The sequence below is a fragment of the Kineococcus esterisolvens genome, assembly GCF_050871405.1.
Taxonomy (GTDB): domain Bacteria; phylum Actinomycetota; class Actinomycetes; order Actinomycetales; family Kineococcaceae; genus Kineococcus.
In genome coordinates, this window is the sequence record NZ_JBJLRI010000001.1 from 140,021 (window position 1) to 156,482 (window position 16,462).

Annotated in this window: 10 protein-coding genes and 3 rRNA genes; 1 reads left to right on the top strand and 12 read right to left on the bottom strand. The window is 69.4% G+C overall.

Annotation, left to right across the window (positions count from 1 at the left end):
• Positions 1–44: 44 nt before the first annotated feature.
• From steA to ACRYR8_RS00690, 7 genes are all read right to left on the bottom strand, one after another.
• On the bottom strand, positions 45–1,268 hold the full coding sequence (gene steA, locus ACRYR8_RS00660; RefSeq protein WP_432482142.1) for a putative cytokinetic ring protein SteA: 1,224 nt from the start codon (positions 1,266–1,268) through the stop codon (positions 45–47).
• A gap of 75 nt (positions 1,269–1,343) precedes the next feature.
• Positions 1,344–3,152, bottom strand: a complete 1,809-nt coding sequence (gene recN / locus ACRYR8_RS00665; protein ID WP_432482213.1) for a DNA repair protein RecN — start codon at positions 3,150–3,152, stop codon at positions 1,344–1,346.
• A gap of 17 nt (positions 3,153–3,169) precedes the next feature.
• Entirely contained in the window at positions 3,170–4,123 is a 954-nt protein-coding gene (locus ACRYR8_RS00670) for an NAD kinase (protein ID WP_432482143.1), read from the bottom strand.
• A complete protein-coding gene (locus ACRYR8_RS00675; RefSeq protein WP_432482144.1) occupies positions 4,120–4,929 on the bottom strand; it encodes a TlyA family RNA methyltransferase in 810 nt (269 codons plus the stop codon). Before ACRYR8_RS00675 ends, ACRYR8_RS00670 begins: the two co-directional genes overlap by 4 nt.
• 1 nt (position 4,930) lies before the next feature.
• Complete coding sequence (locus ACRYR8_RS00680; RefSeq protein ID WP_432482145.1) at positions 4,931–5,140, bottom strand: hypothetical protein; 210 nt, start codon at positions 5,138–5,140, stop codon at positions 4,931–4,933.
• A 10-nt stretch (positions 5,141–5,150) separates the two neighbouring features.
• Entirely contained in the window at positions 5,151–6,311 is a 1,161-nt protein-coding gene (locus ACRYR8_RS00685; protein ID WP_432482146.1) for an HAD-IIA family hydrolase, read from the bottom strand.
• Positions 6,308–6,838 carry a tetratricopeptide repeat protein gene (locus tag ACRYR8_RS00690; RefSeq protein ID WP_432482147.1) on the bottom strand — a complete coding sequence of 177 codons (531 nt, stop codon included), beginning with the start codon at positions 6,836–6,838 and terminating at the stop codon, positions 6,308–6,310. The genes ACRYR8_RS00685 and ACRYR8_RS00690 overlap by 4 nt, the downstream gene beginning before the upstream one ends.
• Between ACRYR8_RS00690 and ACRYR8_RS00695 the strand changes: the two genes are divergently transcribed.
• Complete coding sequence (locus ACRYR8_RS00695) at positions 6,817–8,070, top strand: DUF1015 family protein (RefSeq protein ID WP_432482148.1); 1,254 nt, start codon at positions 6,817–6,819, stop codon at positions 8,068–8,070. The genes ACRYR8_RS00690 and ACRYR8_RS00695 overlap by 22 nt on opposite strands.
• A gap of 151 nt (positions 8,071–8,221) precedes the next feature.
• On the opposite strand, the gene rrf is transcribed toward ACRYR8_RS00695, so the two are convergent.
• The 5 genes from rrf to ACRYR8_RS00720 form a co-directional block, all read right to left on the bottom strand.
• Positions 8,222–8,338: ribosomal RNA gene (rrf, locus tag ACRYR8_RS00700) — 5S ribosomal RNA — on the bottom strand.
• Between the two features lie 250 nt (positions 8,339–8,588).
• A 23S ribosomal RNA gene (locus ACRYR8_RS00705) occupies positions 8,589–11,736 on the bottom strand.
• Between the two features lie 588 nt (positions 11,737–12,324).
• Positions 12,325–13,852 (bottom strand): 16S ribosomal RNA (locus ACRYR8_RS00710).
• Together the 16S, 23S and 5S rRNA genes form the textbook arrangement of a ribosomal RNA operon.
• A 495-nt stretch (positions 13,853–14,347) precedes the next feature.
• On the bottom strand, positions 14,348–15,634 hold the full coding sequence (locus ACRYR8_RS00715) for a CpaE/TadZ family protein (RefSeq protein WP_432482149.1): 1,287 nt from the start codon (positions 15,632–15,634) through the stop codon (positions 14,348–14,350).
• Complete coding sequence (locus ACRYR8_RS00720) at positions 15,631–16,260, bottom strand: hypothetical protein (protein WP_432482150.1); 630 nt, start codon at positions 16,258–16,260, stop codon at positions 15,631–15,633. The genes ACRYR8_RS00715 and ACRYR8_RS00720 overlap by 4 nt, the downstream gene beginning before the upstream one ends.
• Positions 16,261–16,462: the final 202 nt, after the last annotated feature.

A 16,462-nucleotide genomic window follows, 5' to 3' on the forward strand; every position in this document is an offset into this window, starting at 1 on the left:
CTGTCGTCGTGGGGTGGGCGTGGTACCGGGGCGGGCTCCGCGGCTCACGGCCCGGCGCCCGGCACGAGCCCGGTGAAGAGCGCCCAGGCGTCCTCGACCCGGGCACCGGTCACGGCGAGGATCGCCTGACCGGTGGGGGTCACCGCGAGCGCGGCGACGAGGGCGAGCACACCCGCCAGGACCAGGAGCAGCACCTGCCGGTCGGACACCCTCGACCGGTACAGCCGCGACACGCCCTTGGCGTCGACGAGCTTCCCCCCCACCCGCAGCCGGGTCAGGAACGTGCTGGCCATGCCGGCGCGCCCCTTGTCGAGGAACTCCACGAGGGTGACGTGGGTGCCGACCGCCGCGATGAGGGTGGCGCCCTTGTCATCGGCCAAGAGCATCGCGACGTCCTCGCTGGTGCCGGTGGCGGGGAACACCACGGCGTCGATGCCCAGGGCCCGGACCCGCTCCAGACCGGGGGCCCGCCCGTCCCGGTAGGCGTGCACGACCACCTCGGCGCCGCACCGCAGTGCGGCGTCGGAGACGGAGTCCATGTCGCCGACGATCATGTCCGGCTTCCAGCCGGCCTCCAGGACGGCATCGGCACCGCCGTCGACGCCGATGAGCACGGGCTTGTACTCGCGCACGTACGAGCGGAGGGTGACGAGGTCCTCCTTGTAGTGGTAGCCCCGCACCACGATCAGCACGTGGCGACCTTCCAGCGGGGTGCGGACGTCCGGGACGCCCACGCCGTCGAGCAGGAGGTCGCGCTCGCGCCGCAGGTACTCCATGGTGTTGGCGGCGAAGGCTTCCAGCTGCAGCGAGAGCCCCGCACGGGCCGCCTCCATGTCGGCCGCCACGAGCTGCGGGGTCAGCCGCCGGCCACGGGCCACGACCTCCGCACCGCTGCGCAGCTCGTCACCGGCCAGCTGCAGCCGCACACCCTCCGCCACGGCCGTCATCACCTCCGGCCCCACCGCGTCCAGCACGGGGACCCCTGCCTCGACGAGGATCTCCGGGCCGAGGTTCGGGTAGCGCCCGGAGGTGCTGGCCGAGGCGTTGACGACGGCCGCCGGGCCGCAGGCGACGAGCGCCTCGGCGGAGACGCGGTCGAGGTCGAGGTGGTCGATGACAGCGATCTCACCGGGCCGAAGCCGCTTGGTCAGGGTTTTCGTGCGCCGGTCGACACGGGCGGTGCCCTGCGCGTCGGCCCGCGGCACCTGCGGCACGCCACCGGGAGCCTCCGCCCGCGCGGGCTCGCGTCCCCACCGGCGCCTGATCACCTGGCCACTCCTCCTCCGACGGGTCGTCCCGTCCTCGCTCACGCCGGGCGGCGTCGGTCGCCGCGACCCGCGCCGTCAGCCGCCGGAGCGGTCGGCGGCCCGCGTCGATCGTCGCACGCGCGGCTGCCGTGCCCGTCGCGACGGTCCCCCGCGCGGCGCGGTGACCTGGCGGGCCTCGGCGCGCGAGGAGCGCAGCAGCTCCTCGGCGTGCGCCCGGGCGGTGCCCGACCCCCGACCGGACAGCATCCGCGCCAGTTCCTCCACCCGGCCCTCGTCGTCGAGCCGCACCACCCCGGATTCGGTGACGCTGCCGTCGTCGGTCTTGACCACCGTCAGGTGGGTGTCGGCGAACGCGGCGACCTGGGCGAGGTGCGTGACGACGATGACCTGGGTGCTGCGCGCCAGGGCCGCCAGCCGCCTGCCGATCTCGACGGCGGCGCGGCCACCGACGCCCGCGTCGACCTCGTCGAAGACCATCGTCGGCACCGGGTCGGCACCGGCGAGCACGACCTCCAGGGCGAGCATGACGCGCGAGAGCTCACCGCCCGAGGCGCCCCGGGCCAGTGGCCGGAACCCGGCACCGGAGTGCGCGGCCAGCTGCAGCTCGACGGCGTCACGCCCGTGCGGCCCCAGCTCGGTGCCGGTGCGCACCTCCACCCGGACGCGGGCGCTGGGCATGGCCAGGGCGGCCAGCTCAGCCGCCACCCGCTCCTCCAGCTCACGGGCAGCGCGGGTGCGGGCGGCGCTGAGCCGACCCGCGATCTCCTGCAGCTGCCCCTGGACGGCGTCCCGTTCAGCGGCCAGCTGCTCCAGCCGGCCGTCGTCGTCCAGCTCCAGGAGACGAGCGGCAGCGCGTTCGGCCCAGGCGAGGACGGCATCGACGCCCACGACGCCGTCCTCGCCCGGCACGGCGGCGTAGCGGCGCACCAGCGCGGTCAGCTGCGCTCGGCGGTCCTCGACGACGGCCAGCCGGGCGGGGTCGGCCTCCAGGCCGGCGGCGTGGTCGGCGAGCTCCGTGGACAGGTCGGCCAGCAGGTAGGACAGCTCCCCGACCCGGCCGGCCAGCGCGGCCAGCACGGGATCGTGCTCACCGGCCTGGACCAGGGCACGACGAGCGGCCTGCAGGAGGCTGTCGGCGCCCGCGTCGGAGCCCGGGCCCTCCTCACCGCCGGCCCCCTCCCCGGTCAGCGCCTCGTGCGCGGCGGCGGCGGCCGTGCGCAGCACCTCCACGTGCGCCAGCCGTCCGGCCTCCTCACGCAGCGCCGCGTCCTCCCCGGGCTGCGGGGCGACTCGCTCGACGTCCTCCAGCCCGAGCCGGAGCAGCTCTGCCTCCCTGGCCCGCTCGGAGGCGTGCGCGGCGAGGTGCTCGTGCTCGGCCACCAGACGACGCCAGCGCCCCCAGTGCTGCGCGTAGGCCGTACGGTCGGCGTCCAGCGCCGCACCGGCGAAGGCATCCAGGACCAGCAGCTGCTGCGCCGCCGACCGCAGCCGCAGCTGCTCCGTCTGTCCGTGCACGGCGAGGAGGTGCTCGGACAGCTCGGCGAGGACGCCGACGGGGGCGCCGCGGCCCCCGACGTGGGCGCGGCTGCGGCCGCCGGCCGACAGGGTCCGCGCCAGGAGCAGCTCGCCGTCCTCGAGCTCCCCGCCTGCGTCCTGGGCGCGCTGCGCGGCCGGTCCGGCCGGGTCGACGGAGAGCCTGCCCTCGACCGAGGCGGACTCCGCTCCGGAACGCACCGCCGAGGCGTCGGCGCGGTTGCCCATCAGCAGGCCCAGCCCCGTGACGACCATCGTCTTGCCCGCACCGGTCTCGCCCGTGATGACGGTCAGGCCGGGGCCCAGCGGGAGCCGTGCGTCGCGGATGACGCCGAGCTCCCGGATCCGCATCTCCTCGATCACCGCGTTCAACCCCCGTCCGCGGTGGCCCGCGGTCCGCGCCAGCCGTGCACGGGCAGGCCGAACTTCGCGACGAGGCGGTCGGTGAAGATGCCCGTGCTCAGGCGCGCCAGGCGAACCCGGTGCGGCGACCGGCGAACCTCGACGCGGGCACCGACCGGCGCGGCGAAGGTGCGCCGCCCGTCGCACCACACGACGCCGCCGTCGTCGAGGCTGGGCAGGACCTCCACCCCGACGCAGGAGGTCGGGGCGATGACCAGGGGCCGGGCGAAGAGCGCGTGCGCGCTGATCGGCACGACGAGCAGCGCCTCGACCTCCGGCCACACGACGGGTCCGCCGGCGGAGAACGCGTACGCGGTGGACCCGGTCGGGGTGGCGGCGATGAGGCCGTCTCCCCCGAAGGTGCTCAAGGGCCTGCCGTCGACGTCGACGACCATCTCGATCATCCGTTCGCGGTTCCCCTTCTCCACCGAGACCTCGTTGACCGCCCAGGAGCGCGCGATCACCTGCCCGTCCAGGACCACGTCCACGTCCAGCGTCATGCGCTCCTCGACGCGGTAGTCGCCGGCCACCAGGCGTGAGACCGATTCGACGACCTCTTCGCGCTCGGCCTCGGCGAGGAAACCGACGTGACCGAGGTTGACGCCCAGCAACGTGGTGTCGGTCCCCCGGACCAGCTCGGCGGCCCGCAGGATGGTGCCGTCGCCGCCGAGGACGATGACCATCTCGGCGCCCCGGACGGCCCCCTCGAGGTGGCACTCCTCCACCAGGCGCCTGTCCGCGACGCTGAGCGCCTCGGCCTCGTCGGGAGTCATCAGGGTGCGCACCCCCGCGTCGTGGAGCCGGCGCACGGCGTCCGTCAGCGCAGTCACCGCTTCGGCACGGCCGGTGTGCGCGAGGACCAGCACCGTGCGGGCCCCCGGCGCCGGGCCGCCGGTCGGCCCACCGACCTGCGCGCTCACGACAGCCCCGCCTGGGGGCCCTCGGCGAGTGCGCGCTGCAGCGCGTCCTCTTGCAGCGGCGGGGCGCCCGCCGTGAGGTGCAGGAAGTACTCGACGTTCCCGCTGGGGCCCGGCAGAGGGCTGGCGGCCACGCCGCGCACCCCCAGCCCGCACCCGGCGGCGGCGGCGGCTACCGAGCGCACGGCGTCGGCGCGCAACGCCGCGCTGCGCACGACGCCGCCGGCGCCCAGGGCCTCGCGACCCACCTCGAACTGCGGTTTGACCATGAGCACGTGCTCAGCCTCCGGGGTGACGCACCGCACCAGTGCGGGCAGGACGAGGGTGAGGGAGATGAACGACAGGTCGGCCACGACCAGCGACGGCGCGGGCGCCACCTGTTCCGGCTCCAGCGTGCGCACGTTCGTGCGCTCCAGGACCGTCACGCGGGGGTCCTGGCGCAGCGACCAGGCGAGCTGGCCGTAGCCGACGTCGACCGCGACGACCTCGGCTGCGCCGCGCCGCAGCAGCACGTCGGTGAAGCCCCCGGTGCTGGCACCGGCGTCCAGGCAGCGGCGATCGGCGACGGGGACGTCGAAGGCGTTCAGCGCCCCCACGAGCTTGTGGGCCCCGCGGCTGACGTAGGTGACTTCGTCCTCGCCGGCTTCCACGAGGATCGCGGAAGCCGGGTCCACCTGGGTGGCGGGCTTGCCCGCGGTGGCGCCCCCCACTTTCACCCTGCCCGTGGCGACCAGCTCGCCGGCGTGCTCGCGCGAGCGGGCCAGTCCGCGTCGCACGAGCTCCGCGTCGAGACGCAGGCGGCGCGCCACGTCAGCCTTCCGTACCGACCAGGCGTTCACGCAACGCCTGGTCGATGCAGGTGTAGACCTCGACGTGCTCGTGCACGCCGAGCGCACCGATCCCGTCCAGGCGTGCGAGGGCAGCGTCCAGCCGCTGCTCCGCGGCGGGGTCCCGGGGCGCGGGCGGGTCGTCCGCCCGGTGGGCGGGCGGCGCGGGCCTGGGCGTGGGGTGCTCGCTCACGCGGGTGAGGCTACAAGCCGGTCCCGACGTCCCCGACTGGATCGTCCCCAGGACCGGTGGTGCGTGGGGCAAGGCTGTGGACGACCTGCCGCGCGAGCCCTGTGAGGTCCACGCCCCGACCCTGGTGCGCGCCCGCGTCCCGCGCAGCCCACACGGCCTCCGCCGCGGCCCGCAGCACGTCCAGGCCGTCCGCCCCGCCCACGGCCGAGCGCACGACGACCTCTTCGGGACCTGCGGTGACCACAGCCTCACGGCAGCGGACGGTGAGCCCCGCCCCGTCCTGTGCGACCTGCACCTCCGGGTGCGCGTCGTGCAGCGACCGCAGGTCCCGCCCCAGGTGGTGCGGGCGTTCGTGCGGGGCAGCGGCCAGCAGCTCCGGAACCCCGGTGACGCCGGTCAGCACCAGCAGGCCGGTCAGGCCGGCCGTTCGCGCCCCTCGCAGGTCCGTGTCCAGCCGGTCGCCGACCACGACGGCTTCGTGGGCCCCGAGCCGTGCGACCGCCTCGTCGAACAGCGCCCGCTCCGGCTTGCCGCACACCGCGTCGGGGTCACGGCCCGCGGCCCGGGCCACGAGCTGCACGAGCAACCCGTTGCCGGGCGCTGGGCCTCCCGGGGTGGGGACGGTGGCGTCGAGGTTGGTCGCGACCCACCACAGCCCCGCCCGGACGGCGTGGGTCGCCTCGGCCAGGCGCGCCCAGGACGTGTCCGGGGAGAAACCCTGGACGACGGCGACGGGGTCGTCGGCGAGGGACCCCACAGCCGTCAAGCCGACCTCGCCGAGCGCTTCGCGCAGCCCGTCACCGCCGATGAGGAGCACGCGGGCGGCAGGAGGCAGACGGTCTGCCAGGTGCCGAGCGGCGGCCTGCGCAGCCGTCACCACGTCCGCGTCCTGCGCCGGGACCCCCAGATCGCGCAGGTGCGCGGAAACGGTGGCCGGTGGACGCGAGGCGTTGTTGGTGATGTAGGCCAGGCGGGACCCCGCACGGGCCGCACGGGTGAGGGCGTCGGCGGCATGGGGCACGGCGTCCGGACCGACGTAGACGACACCGTCGAGGTCCAGCAGGACGGCGTCGTGCCCCTGAAGCAGGGGACGTCCGGACGACCCGCGCAACGTGGTGGGCGCCGCGCTGTTCCCGTGAACGGTCTGGGTGGTGCTTCCAGTGGTGCTCAAGGACTCCCCGGGCTCTGCCGCGCCGCCAGGGTGGCGCGGACCTGTCGCAGACGGTCGGCGTACTCGGGTCGGTCCGGACGCATGGCGTGCGCCATGGCGAGGTGCTCGACTGCCGGTCCGAGATGCCCGAGGCGGCTGAGGCTGAGCCCCAGACCGAAGTGAGCGTAGTCGTCAGCGGGGCGGGCATGGGCGAGACGGCGGAACGATTCCGCAGCTGCCGTGACGTCACCCGCGTCGTACTGTGCCCGCGCGAGCGCCTCGAGGACGCCCGTCGACCTCGGCTCGTGGGCGTGGGCTCGTGCCAGCAACGTCGCCGCCGCCGCGGCCTCCCCATCAGCGAGCAGCGCCAGGCCCCGCTGCAGCCACTCGTACGGTCCCCCCCGAGGTCGACCCGGCTCTCGCGGAGCCCCCCCTCGCGCAACGGCGGCCTCGGGATCGTCGGGCACGACAGGACCTCCTCGCACGGTCACGGATGCGCCGCGTCGGCGCACGGCTCGACCGTAGGATGCGCCGAGTGGAGCCAGCACGCACGGGGGCGCGCGCCCAGGAGGCGGTGTCCACGTCGACGGCGCGAGTGCCCGGCCCTGGCGATCTCCTGCGCCCGTTCCCCGGGCTTCGGTACAGGCAGGAGGTCGTCGGTCCCCTGCGGAACGTCCTGGCACCCCCGCACACCGAAACGGGGCGGACGGCGCGGGAAGCGGCGATGCGCTCAGCACCCCACCTGGTGACCCACCTCGAGCGCCCCGAGTACGCCCCCCAGGGCGAAGACGGAGGACCCACGGTCCTCACGTGGCTGCACAGCGGCGTCCTCCTGCAGGACCCTCCCGCCCTGTACGTGCTGCAGCAGCGCACCGGGGGCCTCTCACACCGGTTCCTCGTCGGCGAGCTGCGGGTCACCGGTGCAGCGGACGACCGGGTACGTGCTCACGAGGCCACGATGGAGCACGCCGTCCGGACGCGGATCCGGCGGCTCGAGGCGACGGCCGTCGACTCGGAACCGGTCCTCCTCGTCGACGCGGGCCCCGTGGTCGCCGAGGATCTCAACGGCACCAGCCTTCTCACCCGGTTGGTGCGCGCAGCTGTCCAGTCGGCGGCTCACGTCATCTCGACGCCAGGACCGGGCGGCACCGACATCGACCTGTGGCGGGTCACCGAGGGCGACGCCATCGCTCGCCTGAGCTGGGCGGTGGGCGGCCGCCGGTGGATCATCGGTGACGGCCACCACCGCCACGAGGCCGCTCGGCGACTCGCGCGGCAATCACCGGGAGCCACAGGTGTGCTGACCGCCATGAGCTTGCCTGGAGACGCAGCGCTCGAACTGTCGGCCCTCCACCGGGTCGTCCCACCGGGAGCCGGCAGGTACCTGCTGGACGCTGGGAACCGGCAGCGCTGGAACGGCGGCACGTCGGAAGCCGCCCTCGCCGACCTGGCGTCACTTTCCGAGCCCGATTGCCTCGTCGTGGAGGACTCGGCCGTCACACACCTGCGGACCGCGGGCCGCACCGCTACGGCCGTGGGTGTTGCTGCCTGGGTCGACGAGATCCTGATGCTCGGAGGGGTTCCGGATCAGGTGGTGGACTACGTGAGGGATCCGCGTGCAGCACTCGCCCGCAGGGTCGATGGATCGACGGCCGTCCTGCTTCCCGCACCAAACTTCGAGCACGTCGTTACCGTGACGTCGGAAGGCGGACTGCTGGGCCGCAAAGCGACCTCGTTCAACCCCAAACCGGTCGCAGGCGCTGTGCTCCGGTTGAGATGACCACGCACCGCCCCGTTGTGGCTGAAGGCATCAAGGCCGGCAGAGCCCGCATCAACGCACGAAGAGTGCTGAACGCACGAAAAGGCTCGTGGGGTGCATCACACACCCCACGAGCCTCTTCATGTCGTACCAGTTCACTCAACGTGTGAGTGGCCGGCGGTGTCCTACTCTCCCACCCAGTCTCCCAGGCAGTACCATCGGCGCTGGCGGGCTTAGCTTCCGGGTTCGGAATGTAACCGGGCGTTTCCCCACCGCTATGACCACCGGACCACAAGGGCCAGGACCCCACAACCCCCACCCACCAGCACCCCTCCCCGAACACCCAGGGACAGACACCAGCAAGAAAAGGGAACGGTTGTGGCCTGAGAACCACACAGTGGACGCTACCTACACACTTGCAACTTCTTCCGCGCTGCTTCTTCGCCGTCGTGCCCGAAGATTCTTCCTGCAACACTTCGCTCGTTGACGTTCTTCACCCGACCCGCACCCACCACCCCCGATGGGAAGTGGTGTGCGCTGGTAACAAGTGATCGGCTTATTAGTACCGGTCAGCTCCACAACTCGCTAGTCGTTGCTTCCACACCCGGCCTATCAACCCAGTGGTCTACTGGGAGCCTCTCACCCCGAAAGGTACGGAAACCTCATCTCGAAGCAGGCTTCCCGCTTAGATGCCTTCAGCGGTTATCCCTTCCGAACGTAGCCAACCAGCCATGCTCCTGGCGGAACAACTGGCACACCAGAGGTTCGTCCGTCCCGGTCCTCTCGTACTAGGGACAGCCCTTCTCAAGTTTCCTGCGCGCGCAGCGGATAGGGACCGAACTGTCTCACGACGTTCTAAACCCAGCTCGCGTACCGCTTTAATGGGCGAACAGCCCAACCCTTGGGACCTACTCCAGCCCCAGGATGCGACGAGCCGACATCGAGGTGCCAAACCATGCCGTCGATATGGACTCTTGGGCAAGATCAGCCTGTTATCCCCGGGGTACCTTTTATCCGTTGAGCGACCGCGATTCCACACTCCACGGCCGGATCACTAGTCCCGACTTTCGTCCCTGCTCGACATGTCTGTCTCACAGTCAAGCTCCCTTGTGCACTTACACTCAACACCTGATTGCCAACCAGGCTGAGGGAACCTTTGGGCGCCTCCGTTACTCTTTAGGAGGCAACCGCCCCAGTTAAACTACCCACCAGGCACTGTCCCTGATCCGGATCACGGACCGAAGTTAGACATCCAGAACGACCAGAGTGGTATTTCAACGTTGACTCCACGACCACTAGCGTGACCGCTTCACCGTCTCCCACCTATCCTACACAAGCCGTCCCGAACACCAATACCAAGCTATAGTGAAGGTCCCGGGGTCTTTCCGTCCTGCTGCGCGTAACGAGCATCTTTACTCGTAGTGCAATTTCGCCGAGTTCGCGGTTGAGACAGCGGGGAAGTCGTTACGCCATTCGTGCAGGTCGGAACTTACCCGACAAGGAATTTCGCTACCTTAGGATGGTTATAGTTACCACCGCCGTTTACTGGCGCTTAAGTTCTCAGCGTCCCGCACACGAGGTGCGGTAACCGGTCCCCTTAACGTTCCAGCACCGGGCAGGCGTCAGTCCGTATACATCGTCTTGCGACTTCGCACGGACCTGTGTTTTTAGTAAACAGTCGCTTCCCCCTGGTCTCTGCGGCCCTCAAACGCTAGCCGGCAAGCGGCTTCACGTCTCAGGCCCCCCTTCTCCCGAAGTTACGGGGGCATTTTGCCGAGTTCCTTAACCACGATTCACTCGATCGCCTCGGTATTCTCTACCTGACCACCTGAGTCGGTTTAGGGTACGGGCGGCTCGAACCTCGCGCCGAGGCTTTTCTAGACAGCATGGGATCACCCTGCTTCCCCCATACGGGGTCACCATCAGGTCTCAAGCTCGACATCAAAGTCAGAGGTGCGGATTTGCCTACACCTCGCCCTACACCCTTGGACGTGGACAACCATCGCCACGCGGAAGCTACCCTCCTGCGTCACCCCTGTTACTACGCTTGCCTACTACCGGATCGGGCCACACGCTCCACCACCTCGCGCCCGAAGGCAACGAAGGGCTTTGGGTGCTTAGCATCACCGGATTCGACATGGACGGTTCTACGCCGGTACGGGAATATCAACCCGTTGTCCATCGACTACGCCTGTCGGCCTCGCCTTAGGTCCCGACTTACCCAGGGCGGATGAACCTGGCCCTGGAACCCTTGGTCAATCGGCGGACGGGTTTCTCACCCGTCATTCGCTACTCATGCCTGCATTCTCACTCGTGTGCAGTCCACGACACGATCACTCGGCCGCTTCACCCCACACACGACGCTCCCCTACCCATCCACACACCTGCACCCACAGAATCACTCCTGCAGGCGAAGTACACGCGTGAATGCCACAGCTTCGGCGGTGTGCTTGAGCCCCGCTACATTGTCGGCGCGGAATCACTTGACCAGTGAGCTATTACGCACTCTTTCAAGGGTGGCTGCTTCTAAGCCAACCTCCTGGTTGTCTGCGCGACTCCACATCCTTTCCCACTTAGCACACGCTTAGGGGCCTTAGCTGATGATCTGGGCTGTTTCCCTCTCGACTACGAAGCTTATCCCCCGCAGTCTCACTGCCACGCTCTGACTTACCGGCATTCGGAGTTTGGCTGACGTCAGTAACCCGGTGGGGCCCATCGGCCATCCAGTAGCTCTACCTCCGGCAAGAAACACGCGACGCTGCACCTAAATGCATTTCGGGGAGAACCAGCTATCACGGAGTTTGATTGGCCTTTCACCCCTACCCACAGCTCATCCCCCAGGTTTTCAACCCTGGTGGGTTCGGTCCTCCACGCGGTCTTACCCGCGCTTCAACCTGGCCATGGGTAGATCACTCCGCTTCGGGTCTAGAGCACGCGACTGAAACGCCCTGTTCGGACTCGCTTTCGCTACGGCTTCCCCACCCGGGTTAACCTCGCCACGCACCACTAACTCGCAGGCTCATTCTTCAAAAGGCACGCCGTCACCGGAACGAGCCGGCTCCGACGGATTGTAGGCACACGGTTTCAGGTACTATTTCACTCCCCTCCCGGGGTGCTTTTCACCCTTCCCTCACGGTACTTGTCCGCTATCGGTCATCAGGAAGTATTTAGGCTTACCAGGTGGTCCTGGCAGATTCACACGAGATTCCACGAGCCCCGTGCTACTCGGGAAGATGTCTCCAGACAGGCCGCAACATTTCGCCTACGGGGGTCTCACCCACTACGCCGGACCTTCCCAGATCCTTCGGCTATGCCACGACTTTCTCACTGCCCGAAGCGTCGGTAGCCGCCTCCAAGACACTCCCACAACCCCGACCGTGCAACCCCTACCAGGTATCACACACGGACCGGTTTAGCCTCATCCGCTTTCGCTCGCCACTACTCACGGAATCACTGTTTGTTTTCTCTTCCTGTGGGTACTGAGATGTTTCACTTCCCCACGTTCCCTCCACACACCCTATACATTCAGGTGCGGGTGACCGCCCATGACGACGGCCGGGTTTCCCCATTCGGACACCCTCGGATCAACGTTCGGTTGCCAACTCCCCGAGGCTTATCGCAGGCTCCCACGTCCTTCATCGGCTCCTGATGCCAAGGCATCCACCATGCGCCCTTAAACACTTGCCACCACCACACACCACCACCCACCACCACACCCGGCACCCACCACGACGGCAGAACACCCGGAGCGACCAGCAGGAAGAAGCAGCGCGGCAGAGCCAAGCAAAGAACCCAAACCACAAAGACACAGAAAAAATCTACTCGACGAAGCACCACAACAAAGAAACCTTCACGAAGAAGATCCTTGCAATGCTCGCGTCCACTGTGCAGTTCTCAAACAACAACCAGACACCACCTCGCACACCGCAAGCACCAGACCCCGAGCACACCCCCCAAGGAGCACACCCGAACGGTATGACCTGCACGAGACAGCCTGACGAGATCACAGACCCCACCACCAGCGACGAACGCCGGCCGTGGTGCCCGGTCCCTCAGGACCCAACAGTGCGCCAGGCACCCGCCCCACCCACCACAACCACGTTCCAGACCATCAACGGCGTTCCGAAGAACACCTCGGCCGTACTAGCGCCACAGCGAGCAGACAAGTGCCGTGTTGATGTTCCACCCTCGAGCACCGACCTCCAGACATGCGCTGGAGTAGACGGCCCTTACCACCCGACTCCCCGCAGGAAGTGAGCAGAAGATGCTCCTTAGAAAGGAGGTGATCCAGCCGCACCTTCCGGTACGGCTACCTTGTTACGACTTCGTCCCAATCGCCAGTCCCACCTTCGACAGCTCCCCCCCTTACGGGTTGGGCCACCGGCTTCGGGTGTTACCGACTTTCATGACGTGACGGGCGGTGTGTACAAGGCCCGGGAACGTATTCACCGCAGCGTTGCTGATCTGCGATTACTAGCGACTCCGACTTCACGGGGTCGAGTTGCAGACCCCGATCCGAACTGAGACCAGCTTTTTGGGATTCGCTCCACCTCACGGTATCGCAGCCCTCTGTACTGGCCATTGTAGCATGCGTGAAGCCCAAGACATAAGGGGCATGATGATTTGACGTCATCCCCACCTTCCTCCGAGTTGACCCCGGCAGTCTCCCATGAGTCCCCAACCGAATTGCTGGCAACATGGAACGAGGGTTGCGCTCGTTGCGGGACTTAACCCAACATCTCACGACACGAGCTGACGACAACCATGCACCACCTGTGCACGACCAACTAAATGACCCGCCATCTCTGACGGTCCACCGCGCATGTCAAGCCTTGGTAAGGTTCTTCGCGTTGCATCGAATTAATCCGCATGCTCCGCCGCTTGTGCGGGCCCCCGTCAATTCCTTTGAGTTTTAGCCTTGCGGCCGTACTCCCCAGGCGGGGCGCTTAATGCGTTAGCTGCGGCACGGAATCCGTGGAATGGACCCCACACCTAGCGCCCAACGTTTACGGCATGGACTACCAGGGTATCTAATCCTGTTCGCTCCCCATGCTTTCGCTCCTCAGCGTCAGTTACGGCCCAGAGACCCGCCTTCGCCACCGGTGTTCCTCCTGATATCTGCGCATTTCACCGCTACACCAGGAATTCCAGTCTCCCCTACCGCACTCAAGTGTGCCCGTACCCACTGCAAGCTCAGAGTTGAGCCCTGAGTTTTCACAGCAGACGCGACACACCGCCTACGAGCTCTTTACGCCCAATAATTCCGGACAACGCTTGCACCCTACGTATTACCGCGGCTGCTGGCACGTAGTTAGCCGGTGCTTCTTCTGCAAGTACCGTCACCACACCAAGATGCGGCTTCTTCCCTGCTGAAAGAGGTTTACAACCCGAAGGCCGTCATCCCTCACGCGGCGTCGCTGCATCAGGCTTGCGCCCATTGTGCAATATTCCCCACTGCTGCCTCCCGTAGGAGTCTGGGCCGTGTCTCAGTCCCAGTGTGGCCGGTCGCCCTCTCAGGCCGGCTACCCGTCGTCGCCTTGGTGGGCCATCACCCCACCAACAAGCTGATAGGCCGCGAGCCCATCCCCAGCCGAAAAACTTTCCACCCACACACCATGCGGTGATAGGTCGTATCCGGTATTAGCCACCGTTTCCAGTGGTTGTCCCAGAGCCAGGGGCAGGTTGCTCACGTGTTACTCACCCGTTCGCCACTGATCCCCCCCGAAGGGGTTCACCGTTCGACTTGCATGTGTTAAGCACGCCGCCAGCGTTCGTCCTGAGCCAGGATCAAACTCTCCGTCGAAAAAACCATAGACACCCCACCAGGAAAACCCGGCAGACCATCAGGCCAATTGACTTGCCTAGTTTGACCTCTGATCTCGAAACCCCCACCCCCCTGGCGAGGGGGACGGAGGAACAACACCAAAGGAATCCCCAACACCCCTTCACACGAAGGAATGCCACGGGGTTGATTGATTTGGCATCAACACTTGGCACACTGTTGAGTTCTCAAGAACCGGACGCACCAGAGCCAGCCACCCCCTCACGGAAGCGACCCGATCCCTGCGCTTTTCGGCTTCACCACTCTACCCCAGCCACCGGGAAGACCCCGACCAGCCGAAGCGGGCAACCCCCACACCATCGACCCCCCACCAGACGCACTGAAGCACCCAGCAGAAAAACCATGGAAGTGGAGACCAACGCCCCGACACCCACCAGCAAGGGACCGGCCGGTCACCCGTCCGTTCCTCCCCGCCGCGCGGTGTGACCACCACGTTAACGACACCCCACCACCCGGTCAAATCGCAGCCAGGTCGGCCGGCACCTCCGACAGGACCGGCACCGCCACCGAGTCCTCCAGGCGCTGGGCGAGCCCGGCCACGGCGCGCCGCAGCGGGCTCCTGGCCGCCACCTCCCCCAAGGTCCGCCCGGCGAGCGCGGCGTCATCGGCGGCCGCGTCCTCGGGCAGGAGCACCGCGTCGTCGACCCCCGCGAAGCGGTGGACGGCCGCGGCCACCCGGCGCGGGGCGGGGGACCCCGCGGCGGAGGCGCGGACACGGGTCAGGACCGCGACCGCGGGTGCCCCCGGCGCGACCTCACCCAGCCGCTGCCAGGTCCGGATCCAGCGCTGCAGGCCGACCGGGTCGGCGGCTCCCACCACGAGCACGACGTCGGCGGACTCCAGCGCGACCGCCGTGGCGGCGTCCCGGTCGGCCCCGTCCTCCTCCTCGAGGCCCCCGGGCAGGTCGAGGACGACCCACTCCGCGCTGCCCGCCGCGACCTCGAGCACCCGCCGCAGGCCCACGGGCCGCACCTCCGACCAGCGACGGGGGTCCGGGGAGCCCGTGAGCACGGCGAGGTCCGGCAGCACCAGGCTGGTGTGCCGGTGCAGCGCGTGAGCGTCCAGCCTTCCCTCCGTGGCCGCCCGCACGGCGGCCAGCAGGCCCGGCGCCTCGTCCAGCAGCCCCAGCAGCTGGGCGACGCAGGCACCGCGGGTGTCCAGGTCCACGAGCACCGTCGGCGCTCCCGTCCCGGCCAGTTCGGCAGCCAGGTTCACGGCCACCGTCGAGCGGCCCGCCGATCCGTGCGGGCCCCACACCGCCACGGTGCGGCCGGCCCCGACCTCGAGCGGTTCCTGCTCGCCGTCCCCGTCGTCCGTCGCGGGGTCCGCGGGACCGGGTGCGGCGGCCGTCCCGCCGTGCGCACGCCCCGGCCCGACCGTGGCCTCGGCGACCACCGCGAGCGCACGGGCCACGGCTGCGGGGTCGTCGGCCGCCGAGGCGAAGCGGTGAGCACCCATCGCGCGCCACCGGTGCTCCAGGGCGGTGGCGCCCGGGCCGGTCGGCAGCAGGACGAGCAGCCCCACCTCCTGACGGCGCAGGGCGTCGACCGCCTCCGCGTCGGCTCCGGGCAGGTCCGCCCCGAGGACGACGGCACGCCCCAGACCCGCACGGGCCGCCGCCAGCACCTCGGGCAGGTCCGCGCACCGGCGCACCACGACCAGCTCGCGGCGCAGGGGCTCCCAACCCACCACCAGACGGGCCTCGTCGGGGCCGGGGACCGCCACGAGCACCGGCAGGCTCACCGACGGCTCCCCGCGGCTGCCGGTACCGGGACGAGCACCACGTCCGCCTCGACGGCGAGCGCCTGCAGCACGGAGGGCAGGACGCCCGACGGCACCAGGACCTCCACGTCGGCGCCCGCCGCGCCGGCGAGGGCGGCCGAGCGCTGCCGCACGGCGACCACCTCCACGGCGTCGGCGAGCTGCTCGGGCAGCTGCCGGGCCGAGGTCCTGCCGGCCGCAGCGCCGGCCGTGGAGGTGGCCGCGGAGGTGGCCTCGGGCCAGGCGACCCACACGTCCGCCAGCGCACCGGCGCGCACCCCGTCGGGCAGGGCCCCCTCCAGCGGCAGGCTGACCGCTCGCTCGGCGAGGTCGCCGGCGCCGGCGACGGCCGAGCGCGGCAGCAGCTCCCCGGCCGCCAGGCCGCGCAGCACGACCCAGCCGGCGGCGGGCGGCTCGTCCGCTGGCAGGTAGGCGGAGGCCGTCGCCTCGTCGACGGAGACCTGCACCACGCGCAGCTGGGCCCCGGTCAGCGCGGTGCCGGCCCCCACGGGGGTCGCCAGGGCCCACACGCCGGTGGTGGCCCCGGCCGCCTGGACGGTGCGGGCCCCCACCACCACCGAGCCGAGCACCAGGACCACCCCCAGCACGAGCCGGGGATCGCGCCAGGACGGCGCCCGCAGCCGGCGGGCCCGGGCAGCACCGTCCCCGCGCTGCCGAACCGTCGGTGGAACCGTCGACGTCCGCACCTGCACACCCTCCCCTGCGCACCGGACCGCCCGGCCGCGCCGGCCCATGGTGACCGCGCCGGGGAGAGTGCCGCCGTCGTCGTCCACAGGTCACCCGAACGGT

What these genes read in the sequence shown, in the direction of transcription:
- recN (WP_432482213.1), bottom strand. Translation starts at nt 3,152, where the DNA reads ATGCGGATCCGGGAGCTCGGCGTCATCCGCGACGCACGGCTCCCGCTG.
- ACRYR8_RS00695 (WP_432482148.1), top strand. Translation starts at nt 6,817, where the DNA reads ATGCGCCGAGTGGAGCCAGCACGCACGGGGGCGCGCGCCCAGGAGGCG.